We start from the raw sequence: 21,148 nt of genomic DNA on the forward strand, positions 1-21,148 counted from the left end.
CAAAGCGGCGGGGGGATGCGCCGCTATTGAATATGTCGACCTTCTTACAAGAACGAGAACACAGCGGCGAGCAGCACAATCACCACGATGGCAATGATGAGGATGACGACGACGCCGAGGGCAGTCTCCCCCGGCGTCGGTCCCTGTCGATTAACCTGGACTTGTCCGCCGGGGGTTACAACGATATCGACAATCTCATCCCGGCTGGTCGCGTAGTAGATCAGATAGATGAACAGGCCGCCTCCGAAGAAGAGGAGCCAGAGCACAGCGGCCATGACGTTGAACCGCTTCGGCTTCACGACTCGCGCCGCAGCCGGGGAGAGTTGGGCAACGAAATACCCGTGACGCAGATACGAATCAACCGCGCTGCGCAGGTCTGGATCGATTCTCATGCCGTCGCCGGTGAAACCTGCTTCCGCCACCATATGACCAACCTCATTACGTCAGGCGGGCAATGCACGCCCAACCTGACCCTATCGCTCTATGGTATTGTTTCGCGTTTCAAATGTCCTGTTTGCGCAATACTTGATGGGTCAACTCCAACAATAAGGTAGATCGCGAGGAGCATCAGATTGTTGCTTTGACTGGTTTCAACTCAGCCGAACGTCACGGTCCCTTAGAGACGCTGATGCATCGCGAGCTAACGATTCGAGACCCCACAGTGGATCATCCTCCAAATGAATATTGTTCACCTGCAGCCAGTGCATTGGTTGCTCGTTCGAGCGGCGCTTGAATGCGCGTGTCAGACCGACTGCAAGGACAACGGGTACACCTGACCGAATGCGATGGATGACAGAGTCAACGAGATCGCGATAGACAACCCATGCCAGGCCGTCTTCGCGCATACCGCAGAAGCGGAGATCTGTGACTGGCAAATCGAACTCGCGTCGATTTACCTGCACGCTCATCCGCAACGTGTCGTGCGAACCAAATTCATCGTCTCTCCGAACGAGTCGCAAATCCTGAATCTCTGTTGGGATCAGGTATCCAAGCGACGCAACGCCCTTGTGCGCCGCCACCGCGCACGACCGCCCTTCTCCCATGGGATGCAGATCTGAGCCGAAGATCCGCTGCAGATACGTCTCAGCAGATTCCATCAGGCCAGACCAGAAGAGGTCAGATCGCATCGAACCAACAGCCCGGAGTCGGTGTTCAACGAAATGCCGATCTTCAACTTCGGGCAACTCCCCAATATGTCGGACCTTACCCAAATCCACGATGCGGCCAATAGCAAATGGGCCGCCGACATTGGTGAGATGTTTCAGTTGCAGATTCTGGTTTGTCAGTGGTCGGATATGTCGATGGGTCGCCGTATCGGTGCCGGCCACGCAGATGAAGCCTGGCCTCATCTTCGTCAAGTGGCTAACAACGATTTGCGTACCCACGGTTCACAGATGCGTCACTGAGGTGCCAGGCCAGGCACGCACCAAATGCTCCGCTACAAGGCGACGGTGGCACTGGTCAGCTGTCGCCTCGCTACAAAGCAGCACTGATCGCTGTTCAAACTGCGTGCGATCGAGCAGGTCCGCAATCTTGCGGTCGACCATGATCTGGTCAAATATACGTTCGTAGTCTGGCCAGCTATAGCGCCGGTCTCGATACCCCTTCAGGAGTTCCTTCGTCGGTGTGAGCAATGGCTCGTGTACGTAGCTCGCCGCACACAATTCGCGCAGGAAGTACACCAGGTCAGCCTGCTTTGCGAAACCGGAAAGCTGGCCGCCAGGATTCAATCTGATGTCAACGAGCCGTTCAATCTCATGAGACTTCAGGAGTCCGAAGAATTGCTCGGCCGTCTTCTGGGTAAAACCGATAGTGTAGATCTCCACGTCGCACGCTTCTGTTGCGCCAAATCCTCAAACAACCCTGCTTGCTGCGGTCGGTCAAACATAGTTTGCGGGAGTGAATCCTCGTCGTCAATATGTCCGTCGCCACGAATGTGTCGTACCTCTATACCATCCCGCCGTAAGACTGTTCCGACGAGTAAACGACGATGGCAGTCCAACGGGTCTTCTTCACTACACATTAGCGCAATCGTGATTCCGCGAGAAAGGCCGGTCTTCAGCCGACCTATGCCGGTACGGAAGTCCGTCGTCTCGGACATCCGCTCATAGTCGGCATGACCCTCCGAGTCATAGAGCGCGGTATCGGCGGGTCGCCCCCCCAACTCATGCCCCATATACACGTACTGCATACCCGCGCCGTTGATCGTCTGTTCCAGGTTCGGCCTGTTGAACTGCGAAGCGTAGCGTGAATACGGGGCTGAGCGGACATCAACAAGCACCTCAATGTGATGCGCCAGCAACAGATTGAGGAAATGTTCGACTGTCTGGTTTGAGTGGCCTATGGTGTACACCACTCTTGTCGGTCCGTCAGCAGGCATTACAGATCCTCAGCAAGCTCACGTTGCCGCACGCATCTCCTCCTCGCTAAACCCAAGCTCACTCAACACCTCAGCCGTGTGTTGGCCGTGCAGCGGGGGCGGGGTGCGCAAGGTGGCGTCGGACTCAGAAAGACGATACGGGAAGCCGGTGACGGAGATTTCGCCGAGCGTCGGGTGTTCGATTCTGCGCTCCAGCCCGACTTCCTGGACGTGCGGGTCGGCGAACGTCTCATCGACGGAGTAGATTGGTCCGCAGGGCACACCGGCGGCGTCGAGCGTGGCGACCACATCGGCGGTCGAGACGCTGGCGAAGCGGGCGGTGATGACCTCGCGGAGCGCCGGCAGGTTCGTGATGCGGCCGGAGTTGTCCTGGAAGCGCGGGTCGGCGGCAGCTTCGGCCATACCCATCGCGTCGGTGAAGCGCTTCCAGAGTCCATCGTTGCCAACGGCGATGTTGACGAACCCATCACTGGTGGGGAACGTCTCGTACGGCGCGACGATCGGGTGCGCATTCCAGGTGCTGGGCGGTGTCCCGCCGGTCGCGAAGTAGATCGCCGCCTGATACGACAGCAGCGCGATCTGGCCGCCGAGCATCGAGGTGTCGATGACCTGGCCCTTGCCAGTCCGCTCGCGGCGGTATAGCGCCGACGCGATGGCATACGACGCGAACATCCCACTGGCGATGTCGGCGATCGGCACGCCGAACTTGGTCGGCTGCCCCGGAGGGCCGGTGACGCTCATCATCCCGCTCATGCCCTGGACGATCAGGTCGTAGGCGGTGCGCCCGCTGGCCGGGCCGGTCTGACCGAAGCCGGAGATCGAGCAGAAGATCATCTCCGGGCGGCGTTCGAGCACCTTCTCAGCGCTGAAGCCGAGACGGCCGATCGTGCCCGGCGAGAAATTCTCGACCAGCACATCGCCCTGATCGATCAATCGCCAGAGCGCCTCGCGGCCGAGGTCGCTCTTCAGATCGAGGACGATCGAGCGCTTGTTGCGGTTGACCGACAGGTAATAGGCAGACTCTCGCGCGCCGTCCGGACCATCGACCCAGGGCGGGCCCCAGGCGCGGGTGTCGTCGCCCTTGCCGGGCGCTTCGATCTTGATGACGTCCGCGCCCATATCGGCTAGCATCATCGAGCAGTACGGTCCGGACATGACGCGCGTCAGATCAACGACACGGATGCCGGTCAACGGCCCCTGGTTCTCCACGTTCCCTCCCACCAACTGCGGTTACGCGCTTAGGACAATGTCTCCCAGACGATCTTCGACAGGTCGGCCATCGTCTGAATTCCGGCGCTCTCGTCGCCGAGGCGCTTGGAGAAGATTGCCACGGTGTACGGGCCGGATGGCGCGTAGACGATGCCGGCGTCGTTGCGTACGCCCTTGAGCGAGCCGGTCTTGTGCGCGACGATGGTCTTCTCCGGCACACCAGCAGGGATGCGATCGTTGAACTTCTGGCGCTTCATGATGTCCAGCATATCGTCCCGCGAAGCAGCGCTCAGGCCGACACCCTGCTCAATCGCCTCGCACAGTCGAGCCAGCTCGCGCGGCGTCGTCAGGTCGTTGCCACTGCCGTCCACGTCCGACCAGGCCGGGCTGTCATAGTTGAATTCATCGTTGCGCATGCGCTCGATCGACATCTCATAGGTGTGCTCGGGGTTGTTCACGTCCAGTCCAACGTAGTCGAAGAGCAGCTGCTTGGTCGGCATTGGGACGCGGGTGCGATGTAGCCCCAGCTCGTCCATCGCGGTGTGGATGCGGTCCGCGCCGACGATCGAATAGAGCATGTCGGTCGCCTGGTTGTCCGACAGGACGATCATCAGGACTGCGAGGTCGCGAATCGTCGGCTCAAGGCCGGGGCCCAGATCCTGCAGCACGCCCGAGCCGGGCACGAGGTGCTCGCGCTCAACGCGAATGCGCGTCGTCAGGTCGACTTCGCCGCGATCGACCATCTGGTACAGCGCGTAGAGTTCTGGCACCTTGAAGACGCTGGCGGTCGGGAATGACTCGTCCATGTTCAGCCCGATAGCCTGCTCCGGCTTACCCACTGGCCAGGCAGCCAGGCCAAATCGACCCTCGACATCGGCGACCCGCTCTTGAAACCTATCCACGATCTGCTGTGCGTCCACAGATTCTCCTCATTCACTGCAAATGGCCACGCATTGACCCGCCAGTAGAATACCGGCTCTTGGAGACGACGCAATGAGGAACAGTGTGGTCGAGCAGGTTGCGGCTAAGATCATAGGATCGTCGCAGTCGTAGTGCTACAACGTGTGCTGGCGGAGGAAGAATTAGCAGTGGGCGCAGGAGTACAGGTTGTCGGATAGCACGTTGCCCACATAAAATCCGCAGGTTGAATTGCCCCGCTGGGGAATCCTGGAGCCTTCAGCCCGTGCGCCGACTTGCATCGCGGCAGCCGTACTGGCAGCCCGAGCCATTCACCAAAATGAGCGACACCCCGCTGTCCTGACAACTGCGCAGTGGACAGCGGGAGAGGGCGCACTGATCCCTCTCCCAACGACGTTTGGGAGATCCCACCATGTTTCCAATACGGCGGCGGGCGCGCCGCTCCGGCCGTTCATCGCTCGGACAGAACAGCCACTTCCTGCACTTGTGGGCGGCTGAGACCGTCTCGCAATTCGGCGCGCAGATCACAACCGTCGCGCTGCCGCTGGCCGCGGCAGTCACGCTCGATGCGACAGCCAGCCAGATGGGTCTGCTCGGCGCAGCCGGTACCGCCCCGGCGCTCGTCTTCGGCCTGCTCGCCGGCGTCGCAATCGACCGCACTCGCCGCCGCCCGATCCTGGTCTGGACCGACATCGCTCGCGCGATCGTCCTCGCCACAGTGCCGCTGGCCTGGGCATTCGGCGCGCTACGCATGGAACTGCTCTACCTCGTCGCCTTCATCAACGGCGCGCTGACGCTGTTCTTCAACGTCGCCTACATCTCGTACATGCCGAGCATCGTACTGCGCGAGGACCTCGTCTCGGCGAATGCGCGACTGGAGGGCAGCGCGTCGACGGCGCAGGTGGCAGGGCCGGGGCTCGGCGGCATCCTCGTCGGCGTGCTGACGGCTCCAGCTGCCTTGCTGATCAACACGGCGTCGTACCTCGTCTCGGCGTTGTTCATCAGCCGGATCACGGCGGTCGAACCTGAACCCGAAAAGACGGAGCGCCTGCATCTGCGCCGCGACATCAGCGAGGGCATCCGCATCGTTTGGGCCGACGCGCGGCTGCGGGCGATCCTGCTGTCGTCGGCGATGGTCAGCCTGTTCGGCTACATCTTCCTGGCGGTGTATGTCCTCTATATGCTGAACGACCTCGGCTTCAGCTCGACGCAGGTCGGGTTGGTACTGAGCCTCGGCGGCGTCGGCGCGGTCATCGGCGCAGTCATTGCCGGGCCAATGACTCGGCGGATCGGCGTCGGGCGCGCGATCATCGTTGGACGGTCGCTGTTCGGCATCTTCGGCATGCTCGTCCCGCTGGCCGTCAGCGTGTCGCGGCTGGAAGTACCGATGGTACTGGCAGCCGAGTTCCTGCAATGGATGGCGTTGATCATTGCGCTGGTCAACGAAGTGAGCGTGCGCCAGACACTGGTGCCGGAGCGCCTGCTCGGCCGCGCGACGGCAACCTACCGGTTTCTGGGCGGCGGCATGATCCCGATCGGATCGATCATCGGCGGATTCCTCGGCGAGCTGATCGGGCTGCGTGAGACGCTGATCGTCGGCTGTCTGGGCATGCTGCTGGCCAGCATCTGGGTGGTAGCGTCGCCGCTGCGCCAGCGCGACAACGGCGTCATGTCGCTCAGCGGCAGCGTTACCGCGAGGCTCGAAGAGGCAGCGAACTAAGCGCCCGGCGAGGCATCTGTACCGATGCTCTATAATGGGTGCATCGGCGGCATCCAACGGGAGAACCTGCGGATCGCCGACACGCTGGGAAACTGGCGTGAGCGGCCACGGTGGCCGCGATGTCCCAACACGGGGGTATGCACAAGCGGACAGGTGCGCAGATGAGTCGTGAACAACGACGATCGCGCGAGGAGTCCGCGTCCGAGCTCGGGGACACTCGTGAGAGCGGGTGGTTTGACTCGCAGGAGAACGGCGAGTCTTTCCCATGTGGTTGTTCGATGCTATCGCGGATTCGCCTGCGACCGCGTAACACGCAAGCCTTTGCGACCATGCGCTGCTCACTGGGGTACGCGCTCCGAACTGACGACGACGTCGCGAAGTGCCTTGAAGTTGAAGGTCCCGGCGAATGCTGGAAGACGGAGCATAACTGGCGAGTCGCACCGGTCGAATCCCCACGGATGGCCGAGCAGACCCGTCGACAAATCGCCGCAATCACGCACAACGGCGAGTCCACAGAGCCGTTGGCACCATCATCAACAGACCCGGTTACCACACCACCAAAGATCACGGTAACTGAGGTCGTCCAGGTGACGCAGATCCGCGTCATTGGTGACGCTGACGGAACGGACTGATCTTCTCTTCACAACAACAACGGACGCGATTCGACGCGATCGAGACACGGAAGCCGACGACACAAATCGTCGGCTTCATCTTTTCCCGCCGACTCTGGCGTAGAATGCGGCAGCCTCCGACCCCGCTCGGAGCACTCCGATCCGCCGCAGATGATCGAAAGGACCTGCATGCCTGCCCGTACAACCGGCCAGCCCCCAACAATCACGCTCGCCTTCGCCGCCGATAGCCCGACCGCATCGACCGCCGACGCCCTCATCCTCGCAGTCCCGCCAGGCGACGACGCATGGCAGGGCCCTCTTGCTGACGTCGATGGCGCGCTCGACGGTGCGCTGCGTCAGGCGCTAACCGACGCCGACTTCGACGGCAAGGTCGGCTCGACACTGACGATTCCGACGTTGGGCCGTCTGCCGGCCAAGCGCATCGTTGTCACCGGCCTGCCCGCCTCGGGCGCTGGCGTCACCGAGACGCGGCGTGCCTACGGCGCAGCCGTCTCTGCCGCCGCGAAGGCCGGCGCGAAGAACATTGCCGCCCCAGCGCCGGGCGGATCCGAAGGCGAAGTCGCGCGCTACCGCGCTGCGATCGAGGGCGTCCTGCTGGCCAGCTACGACTTCCGCGGCTACAAGGCCAGCCGCGGCGAAGCCAGCGGCATCGACTCCTGGACGTTCCTGACCACCGAAACCGATGCGGCCCGCAAGGGTGTTGCCGAAGGGTTCGCCATCGCCTCGGGCATCTACCTGGCCCGCGACCTCGTCGCCGAGCCAGGCCAGACGATCTACCCCGAGACACTGGCCGCCGCCGCGAAGCAGATGGCGACTGACAACGAGCTCGACTACCGTGAGTACGACGAGAAGCAGCTAGCCGAGATGGGCGCGAACGCGATCGTCGATGTCGGCAAGGGCAGCGTCCACCCGCCGCGCCTGCTGCACCTCACCTACACGCCGTCCGGCGAATCGAAGGGCACCATCGCCTTCGTCGGCAAGGGCATCACGTTCGACACCGGCGGCATGAACCTGAAGCCGACCGGCGGCATCGAGACGATGAAGACCGACATGGCCGGTTCGGCAGCCGTCCTCGGCGCGATGCGCGCCGTCGCCGGACTGGACCTTCCCTTCACCGTCTACGGCATCATCGCCAGCGCCGAGAACATGCCCAGCGGCACCGCGTTCCGCCCCGGCGACGTCCTGACCGCACTGAATGGCAAGACGATCGAGATCATCTCGACCGACGCCGAAGGCCGCCTTGTCCTGGCCGACGCACTCGTCTATGCCGCCCGCGAAGGTGCTGACGAGATGATCGACCTGGCGACGCTGACCGGCGCGAAGATGATCGCGCTGGGTGCGGAGTCGGTCGCCGTCTTCTCCAACGACGACGATTTCGCGGCACGGGTCGTCGACGCCGGCACTGAGGCGGGAGACCTGTTCTGGCACATGCCGCTCTGGGACGCGCTCAAGAAGCAGATCAAGAGCGACATCGCCGATATGAAAAACAGCGGTGGCCGTGGCGGCGGCGCGATCACTGCCGCGCTGCTGCTGGCCGAGTTCACCGAGGGCAAGCCCTGGGTACACCTCGACATCGCCGGCGCAGCTTACACCGACTCAGCACGCGACGATACGCCGAAGGGCCCGACCGGCATCGGCGTCCGCGCTTTGGTGAACTACCTGGAAGCGAAGGCGCGCGCATAGAGCGCAGCCTGCGTTAGCAACGAAGCACCCTTGCGAGTTGTCGCAGGGGTGCTTCGTTGTTGCGAGGATGAGCGCGCAAATCCGTTCCCAGGAACAGCGCTGGCGCTGTCATCGCCGTGAGGCGACCCTCCCGCAGGCGTGCACTGATTGGCAAAGAAAGCGCGCAAATCTTCCGTACGGACAGGACCCGGCCTGTCCTCGCCGTGAGGCGACCCTCCCGCGTCGAAGTGCAACCTTCCAACCACTGAACCCGCGTGACTGGGGGTCTGCATACATCCGCGCATCACGAACATGCGTTATGGCCGTCGAAATGTAGGGGCATATCGCATACGCCCGTATAACACCACGACCTGATCGAATCGACAGCCACAGTGTCCGGGTGCCCATTATGGATGGTCATGTATCTGGCCGGGCGTATGCGATACGCCCCTACATTTTGGGGCAGACGCGTGGCGACACGTAGAGGCCGCCGTCAACCGAACCGGGAGGGTCGCCTCACGGCGAGGACAGGCCGGGTCCTGTCCGTACGGGGGATAGGACGCCGATTGTCTCTCCAACGCACTGCACGGGAGGATTCGCCCTCAGCCGCCCAGCAGTGCGATCTTGCGCTCGGCCAGCTCGGTGAACACGTCCATCAGCCAGGGGATCATCTCTTCAGGGACCTGGCTGTCGGCTATGAAGTCCTGCAGCATGAGCGCCTGCGTCTGGGCGTCGAACTCGGTCGCCATCCAGACAAACTCGGCGATCACGGCTGCCGATTGAAACTCGGTTTCGTTGCGCGCGTTGAGCAGCAGCGGAGCAGCGTACTCGAAGAACAATTCGCTGGCCGGGTCGATTTCGACCGGCATGGTCGGGTCTGCCGCGACCTGCTGGACGGCCTCCTGTGCCTGCGAGACGGACTCGCGTGCGTTGCGCAGTCGCCGGTTGCTAGTACGCTGGCGTCGCTTCGAGGTCAACCTGGCGCAGCCCTCCTATCGGCGCGGGATAGCCGCAGCCGACGAGAAAATCGATGACCGACTGAATCACGTCGTCCGGCGTCGACGCACCGGCGGTGATACCGGCGGCGTCCTTGCCCTCTAACCAGGCAACGTCGATATCCTCAGCCCGTTCGATGTGGTAGCTCGGAACACCCATGAGGTTGCCGACCTCAGCCAGTCGCGCCGTGTTCGACGACTTCTTGCCGCCGATCGCAAGGATCACATCGGCCTCACGCGCAAGCTGCTTCAGCGCATTCTGGCGCTCGAAGGTCGGCTCGCAGATCGTGTTGGTGATACGGATCTCGCCACCCTCCGGCGACACCAGCGCCGTCAGCTCGGCGACAAAGCGCAGCATCTCATCGGTGTTCTTCGTCGTCTGCGAGACGATCGCGACTTTGCGCGGAGGAGTCTTCGCGCCCTCTTTGCGCGAGCCGCGCGGCGCGTCCCACGGCAGATCAGCGATCTTCTTTGCCGGATAGATGCGCGACGTTCCGGACCAGGCCATGATGCCCTTGACCTCGGGATGGAAGTAATCGCCGTAGACGACGACGGTGTAGCCCTGCTTGGCGAGCTTGTTCGCCATGCGCTGGACCTTGGTCACGAGCGGACAGGTCGTGTCGATCAGCTCCAGCCCGAACTTCTCCGCCTCGGCCTTGCGCTCCGGGCCGGCGCCGTGGGCGGTGATCGCCACACGCTTGTAGCCGCGGTTGGCTGCCTCCTCGACCGAGGTGGCCGTATCGACGCCCTTGGAGTGCAGACGTTCGACAACCTGCGGGTTGTGGATCACGTCGCCAATCGTCGCCACTGGATTATTGACGTCGCCCGCATCCTGGATAATCTCCAGCGCGCGCCGCACGCCCCAGCAGTAACCCATCTCGTTCGCCAGAATAATTCGTCGGTCGCCCATGGCCGTGGCATCCCCTTCCGGACCGGTCTTCCTTGCCGCAACCCAACAGGATGGCTGGGTATGGCGCTCTGAGTATACGAATTCAGGAGCGGGGTGGCGGGTTATGGTGAATGAAACGGTGAGGCGAACGGCCAGACGATTGCGATCCTCGCTCTTGCGGTACTAACCGAGCCGCCTCGGCCCAGGTGATAGTTTCGTGGTGTTGCGTAGTGGGACCGCGTCATGTCGATTCAATAGACATTCTCATGCGTATCCAGGCGCAACGCCTCACCTATGCGTGGGTAGCATGTAGTAGCATTGATAGTTTCACAATACACGACTACGTCCATGATACAATGATATTGGAAGTCGAGAGGGCAACGATATGAAGGAACTAATCACGACAATGACTCAGCGCGGTCAGATCACCGTACCCGCTGAGATTCGACGCATGCTTCGACTCAGGCCACACGACAAGGTTGCGTTCACCGTTGAGGATGGTGAGGTCAGGATCGTTCCGGTTGCCTTTACCGCCGCTTCGGCATTTAGCTCAATTGAGCCGGTGGATGAATCTCAAGACTTCGAGGATCAAATTCGCCAGGCGAAGGTGGAACGGGCTGAACGGACGATCCGTTCACTGTCAGTCCGATGAGGTTCGCTGATACCAACATCTTCCTTCGCTACCTGGTACGACCGGTCACAGACGCTGACCAGGTTCGCGCCGTAGCCTGCCGCGCGTTGATTGAACGCATAAGCACCGGCGAGGAAGAGATCACGACTTCGGAAGCCGTGTTGGCGGAGATCGTCTATGTGTTGTCCTCGCGCCGTCAGTTTGGATTGAGACCGGACGAAATCGTGGCAAGATTGAATGCCATTGTGATGTTGCCGGGTCTGAAAATCACTCAGAAGCGGCTGTATCTTCGCGCGCTCGACATCTATGCGTCGCATACTGATCTTGATTTTGAGGATGCTATTACGATCGCCATCGTCGAGCGAATGGAACAAGCCGAGCTTTACTCGTATGACACTGATTTTGATCGAGTCTCAGGAATCACCCGCTTGGAACCTGGGACTGACTGAAAACTCTGCATGTCTGAATTCTCCGAGAACTGTCCAGTGAGCGATCTGACACGAGCACGCTCACTGGAATATTGCCCGCCCGCTCGATCAGATCGGGCGGGCGGGCCAACCCGGGTCAGGATGTAATGGTAAACTCCCTATCCGACCGCGCTTCTGTGTCGGCGTCGTAGCCAAGTGGCAAGGCAGGAGTCTGCAAAACTCTGATCGGCGGTTCGAATCCGCCCGACGCCTCCAGGTTTCAATGATGCGCCGGTGGACGGCGCCCGCGTTTGCGGGCGTCGTTGTGCTTTGTGCGGCACTGCTGCTGGCGAGTTGCAGTGGACCGAACCGGCGTGAGGCGGAACCTAGCGCGACGGTCGCGATCGCGGCGACTGAGACGCTAGCAACCAGCGCGCCGACTGCGACACCGCCGCCGACAATGACCCCAACTCCCCCACCACCGACCGCAACTGCGCCTCCAACGGCGACCACCGAGCCAACAGCAAGCCCAACGGTGGAGCCAACGGCCACGCCAACACCGGAGCCGACTCCTGCCGATCAGGCGCTTGGGCTGCCGGACGTCGATGCGCATTACCAGCTGGACATCACGTCGGTGGATGTCGGCAGCGGCGCGGTTGAGGCGCACGAGGTGGTGACGATCCGCGAGTTCCGCGGGGCAGTGCCGGATGCGCTCTACCTGCAGGTTGTGCCGGCCTGGGATGGCTTCTTCACGCTGGACGCGATGACAGTGCAGGGGCAACTGATGGAGCCTGAGGTGCGCAACGATGGAGTGATACTGGTTGTACCGGTACCGGGCGGTCAGGCCGCGCCATTCGTGATCGAGCTGGATTTCCGGCTGGACGTTGGCTACGAGGCGAGCGGCTGGGGCGGCACTTCGCGCGACGGGCAGGTGCTGCGGCTGGGCTACTGGTTCCCGATCATTTCGACTGATCACCCGTTCAGCTCGACGCTCGACCCGTCGTATACGGCCGTCGCAGAGTTTGATGTCTCGCTGGCGATAGATGCGGGCGTGCAGTTCGCACACACCGGCGAGATCAGCGGTCGCGAGGAGCTAGCTGATGGCCGGGTGCGCTACGCGATGCACGCCAAGGATGTGCGCGACTTCGCGCTGACCATCTCGCCTGCCTATGCGGTCGATACGACGGTCTCGGCAGGTGGCGTGACGGTTGAGCTGTATACAGTCAACGCGTCGGACGAAACGAAGCAGGTGATTCTGGCGGCGGCGGTGGATGCGCTGGATCAACTTTCGGCGCTGCTAGGTCCGTATCCCTATGCGACCTACCGGATCGCCGACGCCGGGCCGTCGATGCCGGGTGGAGTTGAGTTCCCGATGCTGATCTACATCAACACGGCCTACGTGCCGCTCGACCGACTGATCTATCACGAGACGGCCCACCAGTGGCTGTACGGGATCATCGGCACGCGGACGCTACTGGATGGCTGGATCGACGAAGGCGGCGCGGAGTTCTTCGAGCGCGGACTGCCGACCGGTTTCAGGGAGGTGCCGAGCGTCGTCGAGGGTGGCTATCGCTACCCGATTGACGCGACGGCGGCCGAGATGTCTGGTGCCGACCGGCAGTGGTACTACTCGATCTATGAGCAGGGCGCGCGGTTCTGGTACGCGGTGGCGGACCAGATGGGTTCAGACTCGTTCTGGGCGGCGCTGCAGAACGTCTACGCCGAGCACGCCTTCGGCATCGTCACGCCGTGGGATCTGCTGTCAACCTGGCAGCGTTACTCGTCCGTCGATCTGCGGCCGCTGTTCGCCGAGACCTTCCGCTACGGCTGGATCGACCAGCTGCCGGCGCCCGGCAGCTAGCCAAGCAATCGACGGATGACTGCGCTGACGATGCTGAGGGCAATCGAGATGAGCAGCATCGAGGCCAGCGGGATGTAGACGCGGCTGTTGCCACGCTCGATTCGGATGTCGCCGGGCAGCCGGCCGAACCAGGAAAACGCGCCAGTCATCACGAGCAAGCCGATGAGGATGGCCAGAACACCGAGTGCGATGATGAGCAGGCCGATGTCGCGTTCGCTCATGCAGCATCCCTTCCACAACAAGCGAACCACAGGTGTGCGGCGGCTGGGTTACACTGCGCCGACGACCGACAGAGGAGGACAGGTGGGCGAGACATCATCGCGGCAGATTCGGCGGTCTGACGAGCATTACACGCCGATAGCAAGCGCGTACACGACCAGCGCTATTCACGCGCAGGGCGCGGACCTCGCCCGGCTCGTCGAGCTTGCGGCGCTTGCACCGGGCGCGCTTGTGCTGGATGTCGGCACCGGCACCGGCCACACCGGTCTGGCTTTCGCCGCTGCCGGGGCAAGCATCGTCGGACTGGACCTGACCCATGCGATGCTGGCGGAGGCACGCGCTCTGGCAAAGGAGCGCGGCGCGGCGCTCGCGCCGGTCCGTGGCGCGGCGGAGCTGCTGCCGTTCTCAGATGCGACGTTTGACGCGGTCGTCTGCCGGTACTGCGCGCATCATTTTATGGATGTAGCGGCGGCAATTGCCGAGATGGCGCGTGTCGTGAAACCGGGTGGGATCGTCCTGCTGGACGACCATGTTGCGCCGGAGGATGACGCTGCCGACGAATTCATCAACCGGCTCGACTGGCTGCGCGATCCGTCGCACCGGCGAGAGCCACGACTCAGCGAGTACGAGGGCTGGTTCGGAGCAGCCGGACTGCGGGTGACGGCGGTTGAACACCGGCGGGAGCGAATCCATGTCGACGAGTGGTTCGCCCGGGCACGCACGACACCGGAGCGCCAAGACGAAGCTCGGACGCTGCTGGCAACTGCCGCGCCCGAGCTTCAGGATCTCTTCGCGATTACTGCCGATCCGGTCGGCTTCGATCTGCATGCCGTGATCGTGAGCGCCGTGCGCTAGCGCACTGGAAGCGCTTCGAGCAGCCGGTCGATGTCGCTGGCTGTGTTGAAGAAGTACGGCGCGACACGAAAGCCCGACGCCCGTTGCGTCACCGATACGCGCGCATCCTTCAGACGCTGGGCGATCTCGTCATCTTCGGTCGCGCCACCGCTGGTGAAGGTCAGAATCTGCGACCGCCGCGCCGGTGTGAGATCGGAAACGATCTGATAGCCCGCGCCGGTCAAGCCCTCGGCCAACGTGTCCAGCAGCGCCAGTGAATGCGCGGCGCTGCGCTCGGGACCAACTTCGGTGACGAGCGAAAGCGATGAATGGAGCGCTGTCATTCCGGCCTCGTTGAGACCGCCAGTCTGAAATCGTGCAGCACCGTCGCGCCAGTCGAGCGCATATTCAGGATCGTCGAACGGGCTGCGGACTGACAGACGACCAGCGTAGGTTACCTGTAGTCGCTCAGCCGCGCCGGGAGCGAAGACGACGACACCGAGGCCGAACCCGGCCATCAGCCACTTGAAGCAATGGGACACGACGGCAGTCGCGCCGAAGTCAGACATGTCGACCGGCTGAATGCCAAGTGCCTGTGTCGCGTCCACGAAGAGCTCAACGCCACGCTCGCGACAGAGTGCGCCGAGTGCCTGGATGTCGTTCCGATAGCCGTCGATGAATTCGACGTATGAAATCGCCATCGCCCGCGTGCGGTCGTCGATGCTGTCCGCGATCAGATCGAGGTCGGCGCGGCCAGCTTCGTTGCGCGGCACCAGACGGACGGATACCTCCTGGCGCTGCAAGTTCCGAAACGGATAGACGACCGACGGATATTCGCCTTCGAGGAGTACGACGTTGTCGCCCGGCCGATAGTCGATGCTGTGGGCCAGCAGGTTCATTCCGTCGGCCAGCGACGGCACCCAGGCGATATCTGCCGGCGTCGAACCGGTCAATGTCGCCATCATCTGAGCGGTCTCTGCCGCGATGTCGGGACGCTCCGTCTCGAAGAAGTTCGGCGCATCGCCAATGTTGGCGACCCATGCCTGCGTTGCGCGCACGGTGCGCTGAGGGAATGGGCCGAACGAGGCGGTGTTGAGATACGCCCACTCGGCAGTAAACGGGAACTCGCTCCGCAGCGCTTCCACGTCGATCGGTTCGGACACTCGATACCTCCTGTGCGGGGTGCTCGTGAAAACAAGTCGGGGGTTGATGCGAGCGCCGCCCTGCCACGACGCGGCGGCGGATTCTCGCCGCCGCGTCGTGTTGACGCCCATGCGATCGGGCAATGTAATCTGATCAGCGCAGCGGCAGCGCGCGCACTAAGCGCTCGATGTCGTCGGCGGTGTTGTAGAAGTACGGTGAGACGCGGATGCCGCGCCCACGCAGCGTCACGGAGATCTTCGACGCTTCCAGGTCGGCGACGATCTGGTTGTCGCGGTCGCGGTCACCACTGGTGAAGGTGATGATCTGCGAGCGGTGGTCGGGGTCCATGTCAGACGCGATGTCGTAGCCTTTCTCATCGACGCCCTCGGCGAGGCGCGACGTGAGGTCGAACGTGTGGGCCGACGACCAGGCCGGACCGACCTGCGTCACGAGCGACATCGAGCTGAGCAGCGCCGCCAGGCCGAGCTGGTTCAGACCGCCGGTCTGGTAGCGGCCAGCGCCGTCGCGCCAGTCCAGCGCGTAGTTGTGATCTCCATAATCGACCTTGACCCCCGATCGTCCGGCGTAGGTAACGTCGATGCGCTCGATCGCGTCCTCGGCAAAGATGACGACGCCGACGCCGAACCCGGCCATCAGCCACTTGTAGCCGTGCGAGGCAACGGCGCTGACTCCCGTGCCGACGAGGTCGACCGGCTGCGCGCCGAGCGATTGAGTGGCGTCGACGAACAGCTCGATGTTGCGCTCGCGGCAGAGCTTGCCGAGCTTGACCAGGTCGTTGCGGAAGCCGTCCATATACTCGACGTGCGAGATCGCCAGCGCTCGGGTGCGATCGTCCATCGCCGCTTCGATCAGGGCCGGATCGGTGCGGCCCTCGGCGTTACGCGGGACGAAGCGGATCTCGACACCGCGGCGCTGGAGATTGAGGAAGGGGTAGACGACCGAGGGGAACTCGTCGGTCGGGATCAGGACGTTGTCGCCTTCCTTCCAGCTGACGCCGTGGGCGAGCAGGTTCATGCCGTCGGCGAGGGACGGCACCCAGGCGACCATGTCGCCGCTGGTACCGGCCAGGCTGGCGACTGCCGCTGCGGCCTTGTCCGGCACCGACTCGCGATCGGAAGCGAAGAAGTCGCCGGGGCTGGCGAAATCCTCGGCCCAGCGGTGGACTGCTTCGACGGTACGCCTCGGGAACGGACCATAGGCCGCGTGGTTCAGGTACGCCCATTCGCCAGCCATTGGAAATTCATCACGCAAAGTCTGAAGGTCAACCGATTGAGCCACGCAAAGCCCTCCCCGTCATCTGTCTACTGCATGCCGCTGCTACGAACGGCGGCATCGTACCGCAGGTCAGTCCTCGCGTCCTGCCGTGGTGGCGTGCGGCTCGCCGGTGACGTCGGTGAGGGTGTCCTTGTCGACCGACAGGTGGACGACGACATCGTCGGCGTGCTCGACGAGGGCGATCGAGATGTAGCGCTCGTGGTGGCGGAAGAAGCCCTGTTCGACGCGGAAGCCCTGGACGCGACCCTGGCCATCGCTGGCGATCTCGGTGATGCGCCCGACCTCGTCCTCGTTCTTATCGACGACCATCGTTCCTTCCGAGAGCATGATCGCGTTCGGCATGCGCTCGCGGACCTCGTCGTCGACCATCAGGTCCTCGGTAACGAACGGCGTCGACGGCCACATGTAGCCACCGGCACCGTAATAGCCGGCCGGCGGCACGATGTAATCCGAATCCAGGTACTCCATCATCTGGTCGGCTTCGGCCTCGGTCAGTCGGACATGCACCTTGCCTTCTTCGACATTAATGACCTGCTCGATCGGTACGATCTTGTCGGTCGGGAAGAACCAGCCCTTGCGGACGATGATTGCGCGCTCGCGGCGGGTGGCCGGGTCCATGACGATGCTGTCGACAATGCCGAGCTTCTCGCCGTCTGAGCCGATGATGTCTGCTCCGAGCTCAATGGTCATCTATCTGCCTCCTCAGTCGTCGTGTGCCGGACGGAAGCTCCGGCCCAGGTCAGGTACGCAAGGCGTATTCCCCAAGTGCAGGTTTGGCCGCATGCCAGATGCCCGTGTATCATCGGCGACACAGTAGCGCACGACTTCATGCCGCGCCGGTCGGTCCGGGTGGTCGGCGTGTTTGATGGAGATGCCGCGGACAATGCCCATGCCAGCGCCGTTCACACCACAGCCAAGGCTGGTTCTGTTCGACCTCGATGACACGTTGTGCGATTATCGCACCGCGCGAAGAACCCGCACGCAGCACGCGCTTGAGCCGTGGTTCACCGCTGCCGACGACCTCGCTGCTGCCGTTGATCTGGCGATGTCGTACCCGACTGAGGGCGACGAACATTTCGCCGCCGTGCTCGACAGTCTTGGTGTGGACGCACCCGACGCGACCGACGTGACCCGCGCGCGGTTTGTCGAAGATCGCTACCGTGGCCTGGCGATGTTTGACGATTCGCTGGAGGTCGTCGCGGCGATCAGCGAGATCGCCAACGTCGGGATCATCACCAACGGGCCAACAACGATCCAGCGCGCCAAGATCGACATGTTCCATCTGACGGCGCACTTCCCGGTCATCGTCGTCTCAGAGGAAGTCGGCGTCTGGAAGCCGGACCCGCGCATCTTCGCCATCGCTCTGGAACGCTCGGGGCATCGGCCGGAAGACGCGATCTACGTCGGTGATTCGATCGAACACGACATCCCGGGGGCGCACGCTGCCGGTATGCGGTCGGTCTGGATGACCCGCCGAGAGCGCGCATGGACCGGCGGCGAGCCGCCGGACGCCGTCGTCGCAAGCCTGCAGGAGCTGCTTCCTCTTCTCGGAATCAGAACGTAACGTTCAGCCTATCGGAGGTACCATTGAACCGTTGGTTCGGATTACTGCTGGTCATCGTCATGGTCACCTCCGTAGCCTGCGGCGGGGACGATCAAACTCCCACCACAGACCAGACGCAGTCAACGGTTCCAGCCGGTGTGGGCGCTGCGGACACAACCGCGACGACGCAGACGATTGAGCCAACCGCGCCACCGGTGGATCTGACAACACCGACGCCTGGCCCGCTCACCCCTGAACAGATTCAGCAGCTCCAGCCGAACGAGCTGGGACAGATTCCGGTCCTCGAGTATCACCAGATTGGCGCGGTGCCGGAGCAATTTGTCCGAACACCAGATCAAATGCGCGGCGATCTCCAGTGGCTCTACGATCATGGGTTCTATGTCGTTAATCTGAGCGACATCGTGAACGATACGCTGAACGTGCCGGCGGGAAAGAAACCGGTGGCATTGACGTTCGACGACAGCCCGGCCGGACAGTTCCGGCTGATCCAGCTCGACACAGGGCAGTATCTGATCGACCCGGATTGCGCCGTCGGCATCATGGAGTCGTTCTTTGGCAAGTATCCGGACTTCGGTCGCGGTGGGCAGTTCGCTGTGTTGCCAACGATGTTGTTTGACTGGACGACCGTGGCCGCCGAGCCGGATCAGCAGCAGTTTGGCCAGATGAAACTGCAATGGCTTGTGGACAACGGCTACGAGCTGGGCAATCACACAATCGACCACGTCAGCTTGGCCGGACTGACGAACGACGAAATCATGTACCAGCTGGCCGAGGCGAACATGGCGATTCAGCAGCTTGTCCCCGGCGCAGCGATCGACGCCATCACGTTGCCGTTCGGCGTCTATCCGGATGGCGGCGACGACACGCTCTTCCGTGGATTCGATTACAAGGGTCAGCACTTTGTCTGGCAATCGGCATTGCTGGTCGGTGCGAATCCGACGGTCGTGCCGATCAGCACCGAGTGGGACCAATACGCGGTGGCGCGCATCCAGGCGTTCGACGATGAGCTCAACAAGTGGTTTGGCGTATTTGAGGACAATCCGGGCCTGCTGTACGTCAGCGATGGCGACCCAAACACCCTGACGATTCCAAATGATCTCCATCCATGGTTGGTCGGTACATTCGACGAAACCAGGGCCAACGGGCGACAGATCATTCGCTACTGAGTGACACAACGGGGAAACCAGTCGGGAACGACGTTCCGTCCCGGCAGGTATCTGTGTCTGCACGGGCAGTATCAACCGCATGAACATGCTGCGTTCTTGCCGGGACGCACGCTCGCAACATCTCAGATTTCGCACAGAAACCGCAAACCCCGAATTGCTCGACCACTGTTGCACAGCCAAGCGTGCATCTGGTGGTCAAGATAGTGCATGATTATTGATGCAGTCTGGAGTACCATGACGCTGCTCAAGCGACGTACTATACGCGTGCAGTTATCGATGAAAGGGTGAAACCATGAAATTCCGAATGGTAACCGGCGAAGAGCGCGAACGGCTCCTCGGAAGCAAGAAGTCAACCGGTTTCAACTATCAGCCATATCTTGAGGTCATCGACAGCGCGAACGATGGTGAAGTCGTCGCGGTTGAGATTGATACACGCTACGAGCGCGGAGAGAAGATTCGCTTCAGCCGCGCCGCGCGCTTGCGCGGAAAGTCGCTGACCTGGTTGACTCCGTCCGAAGACGACGAAGTCGTGTTCCAGCTTGGCCCGGCCAAGGCACCGCGCAACCGCACACGCAAGACCCCGATGGCCTAGCGCCCACACGACGCTTCGGAGCGTCCAGCTATTTGGGTGAGCGGCCCGCTTCGTTGTACGGATCGTGACCACGCTCGTCGCTCAGATGCACTTCGTCAGCCGGCTCGACGTGGACAGTGACGTCGGCCGGCTGGCCGAGACTCTCCTCAACCCGATGTGCGACCACACTGGCAATCTCGTGCGATGTGTGGACAGACATTTCCGGATCGACCTGAATGTGCAGATCAACCCAGGTGCGGCCCTCGCCACCCCGCGACCGGATGTTGTGCGTCCCCTGCACACCCGGAATGGATAGCGCGACAGCCTCGATCTCCTCCGGCTCGGCTGCCACTGCATCACTCAGCACAAACGTCGCATCGCGCACGATCTCCCAGGCACCCCAGGCGATGGCCACCGCAATCACCAGTGTGATCGCTGCGTCCGCCCAGTGATAGCCAAGCGCGACGACGATCAATGCGCCGATGACGGAGAGTGACACATAGATGTCGCTGGTTGTGTGGCGTGCATCCGCCATCAGCAGGCTACTGGCCAGCCGCTTGCCGGCCCGACGCTCCCAGATCGTCACACCGGTGTTGATACCCAACGTCACCAGCATGATGACGAAGCTGATGATCGACACATCCGGTGAGTTACCAGACTGCAAGCGCCCCCACGCCTGCTGGACGAGCGTGAACAGCGCCAGCAGCATCAATGCGGCAATCGCCAGCGAGGCGAGCGTTTCGTAGCGGTGGTGGCCGTAGGGGTGGTCACGGTCCGGTGGGCGGGAGGCGATCGAGATCCCGATCAGGGCGACGACATTTCCGGACGCGTCGAGGATCGAATGGAAGCCATCGGCGGCGATCGCCAGCGAGCCGCTGAACATGCCAAACGCGATCTTCGCCACGGCGACGAGCAGATTCAGCAACAGGATAATCGCCAGCATACGCCGGACTTCGGACGTGCGTTCCGCAGGCGCAATGAACTGCGGGCGCGACGATGTTCGTGCCCCATCAGTGCGTTGCTTTTCCGCGATTTTCACCATGACGACTCC

General features: G+C 62.5%; 22 protein-coding genes and 1 tRNA gene. 12 read left to right on the top strand and 11 right to left on the bottom strand.

Annotated elements, in window-relative coordinates; genetic code table 11:
• Positions 1–44: 44 nt before the first annotated feature.
• A complete protein-coding gene (locus tag M9890_04090; GenBank protein ID MCO5176141.1) occupies positions 45–425 on the bottom strand; it encodes a hypothetical protein in 381 nt (126 codons plus the stop codon).
• A 723-nt stretch (positions 426–1,148) separates the two neighbouring features.
• Between M9890_04090 and M9890_04095 the strand changes: the two genes are divergently transcribed.
• Positions 1,149–1,406, top strand: coding sequence for a hypothetical protein (locus M9890_04095; protein MCO5176142.1), 258 nt, complete (start codon positions 1,149–1,151; stop codon positions 1,404–1,406).
• Here the strand turns inward: M9890_04095 and M9890_04100 are convergent.
• From M9890_04100 to M9890_04110, 3 genes are all read right to left on the bottom strand, one after another.
• On the bottom strand, positions 1,389–1,826 hold the full coding sequence (locus M9890_04100; protein MCO5176143.1) for a DUF488 domain-containing protein: 438 nt from the start codon (positions 1,824–1,826) through the stop codon (positions 1,389–1,391). The two genes, M9890_04095 and M9890_04100, sit on opposite strands and share 18 nt — an antisense overlap.
• A gap of 572 nt (positions 1,827–2,398) precedes the next feature.
• On the bottom strand, positions 2,399–3,589 hold the full coding sequence (locus tag M9890_04105) for a CoA transferase (GenBank protein MCO5176144.1): 1,191 nt from the start codon (positions 3,587–3,589) through the stop codon (positions 2,399–2,401).
• Between the two features lie 29 nt (positions 3,590–3,618).
• Positions 3,619–4,491 carry a class A beta-lactamase-related serine hydrolase gene (locus M9890_04110; GenBank protein ID MCO5176145.1) on the bottom strand — a complete coding sequence of 291 codons (873 nt, stop codon included), beginning with the start codon at positions 4,489–4,491 and terminating at the stop codon, positions 3,619–3,621.
• Positions 4,492–4,919: 428 nt separating this feature from the next.
• On the opposite strand from M9890_04110, the gene M9890_04115 reads away from it, so the two are divergent.
• The 3 genes from M9890_04115 (at position 4,920) to M9890_04125 (ending at position 8,542) form a co-directional block, all read left to right on the top strand.
• The gene (locus M9890_04115) at positions 4,920–6,227 is read left to right on the top strand and encodes an MFS transporter (GenBank protein MCO5176146.1); all 1,308 of its coding nucleotides are present in this window, start codon (positions 4,920–4,922) and stop codon (positions 6,225–6,227) included.
• Positions 6,228–6,505: 278 nt separating this feature from the next.
• The gene (locus M9890_04120; protein MCO5176147.1) at positions 6,506–6,859 is read left to right on the top strand and encodes a hypothetical protein; all 354 of its coding nucleotides are present in this window, start codon (positions 6,506–6,508) and stop codon (positions 6,857–6,859) included.
• A gap of 168 nt (positions 6,860–7,027) precedes the next feature.
• Positions 7,028–8,542, top strand: a complete 1,515-nt coding sequence (locus tag M9890_04125; GenBank protein ID MCO5176148.1) for a leucyl aminopeptidase — start codon at positions 7,028–7,030, stop codon at positions 8,540–8,542.
• Positions 8,543–9,123: 581 nt separating this feature from the next.
• On the opposite strand, the gene M9890_04130 is transcribed toward M9890_04125, so the two are convergent.
• Positions 9,124–9,498: a hypothetical protein gene (locus tag M9890_04130; GenBank protein MCO5176149.1), complete on the bottom strand. Its 375-nt coding sequence runs from the start codon at positions 9,496–9,498 to the stop codon at positions 9,124–9,126.
• On the bottom strand, positions 9,470–10,426 hold the full coding sequence (gene ispH, locus M9890_04135) for a 4-hydroxy-3-methylbut-2-enyl diphosphate reductase (GenBank protein MCO5176150.1): 957 nt from the start codon (positions 10,424–10,426) through the stop codon (positions 9,470–9,472). The genes M9890_04130 and ispH overlap by 29 nt, the downstream gene beginning before the upstream one ends.
• Positions 10,427–10,790: 364 nt before the next feature.
• Here ispH and M9890_04140 point away from each other — a divergent pair, with 364 nt between their 5' ends.
• The 4 genes from M9890_04140 (at position 10,791) to M9890_04155 (ending at position 13,304) form a co-directional block, all read left to right on the top strand.
• Complete coding sequence (locus M9890_04140) at positions 10,791–11,057, top strand: type II toxin-antitoxin system PrlF family antitoxin (GenBank protein MCO5176151.1); 267 nt, start codon at positions 10,791–10,793, stop codon at positions 11,055–11,057.
• On the top strand, positions 11,054–11,485 hold the full coding sequence (locus M9890_04145) for a PIN domain-containing protein (protein MCO5176152.1): 432 nt from the start codon (positions 11,054–11,056) through the stop codon (positions 11,483–11,485). The genes M9890_04140 and M9890_04145 overlap by 4 nt, the downstream gene beginning before the upstream one ends.
• A gap of 160 nt (positions 11,486–11,645) precedes the next feature.
• Positions 11,646–11,719 (top strand) — tRNA-Cys (locus M9890_04150).
• Positions 11,720–11,729: 10 nt separating this feature from the next.
• Complete coding sequence (locus tag M9890_04155; protein MCO5176153.1) at positions 11,730–13,304, top strand: hypothetical protein; 1,575 nt, start codon at positions 11,730–11,732, stop codon at positions 13,302–13,304.
• Here the strand turns inward: M9890_04155 and M9890_04160 are convergent.
• Positions 13,301–13,525 carry a DUF2905 domain-containing protein gene (locus M9890_04160; protein ID MCO5176154.1) on the bottom strand — a complete coding sequence of 75 codons (225 nt, stop codon included), beginning with the start codon at positions 13,523–13,525 and terminating at the stop codon, positions 13,301–13,303. The genes M9890_04155 and M9890_04160 overlap by 4 nt on opposite strands.
• A gap of 82 nt (positions 13,526–13,607) precedes the next feature.
• On the opposite strand from M9890_04160, the gene M9890_04165 reads away from it, so the two are divergent.
• Positions 13,608–14,378 carry a methyltransferase domain-containing protein gene (locus M9890_04165; protein ID MCO5176155.1) on the top strand — a complete coding sequence of 257 codons (771 nt, stop codon included), beginning with the start codon at positions 13,608–13,610 and terminating at the stop codon, positions 14,376–14,378.
• On the opposite strand, the gene M9890_04170 is transcribed toward M9890_04165, so the two are convergent.
• From M9890_04170 to M9890_04180, 3 genes are all read right to left on the bottom strand, one after another.
• Positions 14,375–15,520, bottom strand: coding sequence for an aminotransferase class V-fold PLP-dependent enzyme (locus M9890_04170; GenBank protein MCO5176156.1), 1,146 nt, complete (start codon positions 15,518–15,520; stop codon positions 14,375–14,377). The genes M9890_04165 and M9890_04170 overlap by 4 nt on opposite strands.
• 133 nt (positions 15,521–15,653) lie before the next feature.
• The gene (locus tag M9890_04175) at positions 15,654–16,754 is read right to left on the bottom strand and encodes an aminotransferase class V-fold PLP-dependent enzyme (GenBank protein MCO5176157.1); all 1,101 of its coding nucleotides are present in this window, start codon (positions 16,752–16,754) and stop codon (positions 15,654–15,656) included.
• A gap of 111 nt (positions 16,755–16,865) precedes the next feature.
• The gene (locus M9890_04180) at positions 16,866–17,486 is read right to left on the bottom strand and encodes a PRC-barrel domain-containing protein (GenBank protein ID MCO5176158.1); all 621 of its coding nucleotides are present in this window, start codon (positions 17,484–17,486) and stop codon (positions 16,866–16,868) included.
• A 193-nt stretch (positions 17,487–17,679) separates the two neighbouring features.
• On the opposite strand from M9890_04180, the gene M9890_04185 reads away from it, so the two are divergent.
• The 3 genes from M9890_04185 to M9890_04195 all read left to right on the top strand — a co-directional run bounded on the left by M9890_04185 (position 17,680) and on the right by M9890_04195 (position 20,118).
• Positions 17,680–18,360, top strand: a complete 681-nt coding sequence (locus tag M9890_04185) for an HAD family hydrolase (protein MCO5176159.1) — start codon at positions 17,680–17,682, stop codon at positions 18,358–18,360.
• Between the two features lie 23 nt (positions 18,361–18,383).
• The gene (locus M9890_04190) at positions 18,384–19,526 is read left to right on the top strand and encodes a polysaccharide deacetylase family protein (GenBank protein ID MCO5176160.1); all 1,143 of its coding nucleotides are present in this window, start codon (positions 18,384–18,386) and stop codon (positions 19,524–19,526) included.
• Between the two features lie 292 nt (positions 19,527–19,818).
• Positions 19,819–20,118: a hypothetical protein gene (locus M9890_04195; GenBank protein ID MCO5176161.1), complete on the top strand. Its 300-nt coding sequence runs from the start codon at positions 19,819–19,821 to the stop codon at positions 20,116–20,118.
• Between the two features lie 28 nt (positions 20,119–20,146).
• Here the strand turns inward: M9890_04195 and M9890_04200 are convergent, their stop codons facing one another.
• Positions 20,147–21,139: a cation diffusion facilitator family transporter gene (locus M9890_04200; GenBank protein ID MCO5176162.1), complete on the bottom strand. Its 993-nt coding sequence runs from the start codon at positions 21,137–21,139 to the stop codon at positions 20,147–20,149.
• Positions 21,140–21,148: the final 9 nt, after the last annotated feature.

This window comes from Thermomicrobiales bacterium (assembly GCA_023954495.1).
Classification (GTDB): Bacteria; Chloroflexota; Chloroflexia; order Thermomicrobiales; family CFX8; genus JAMLIA01.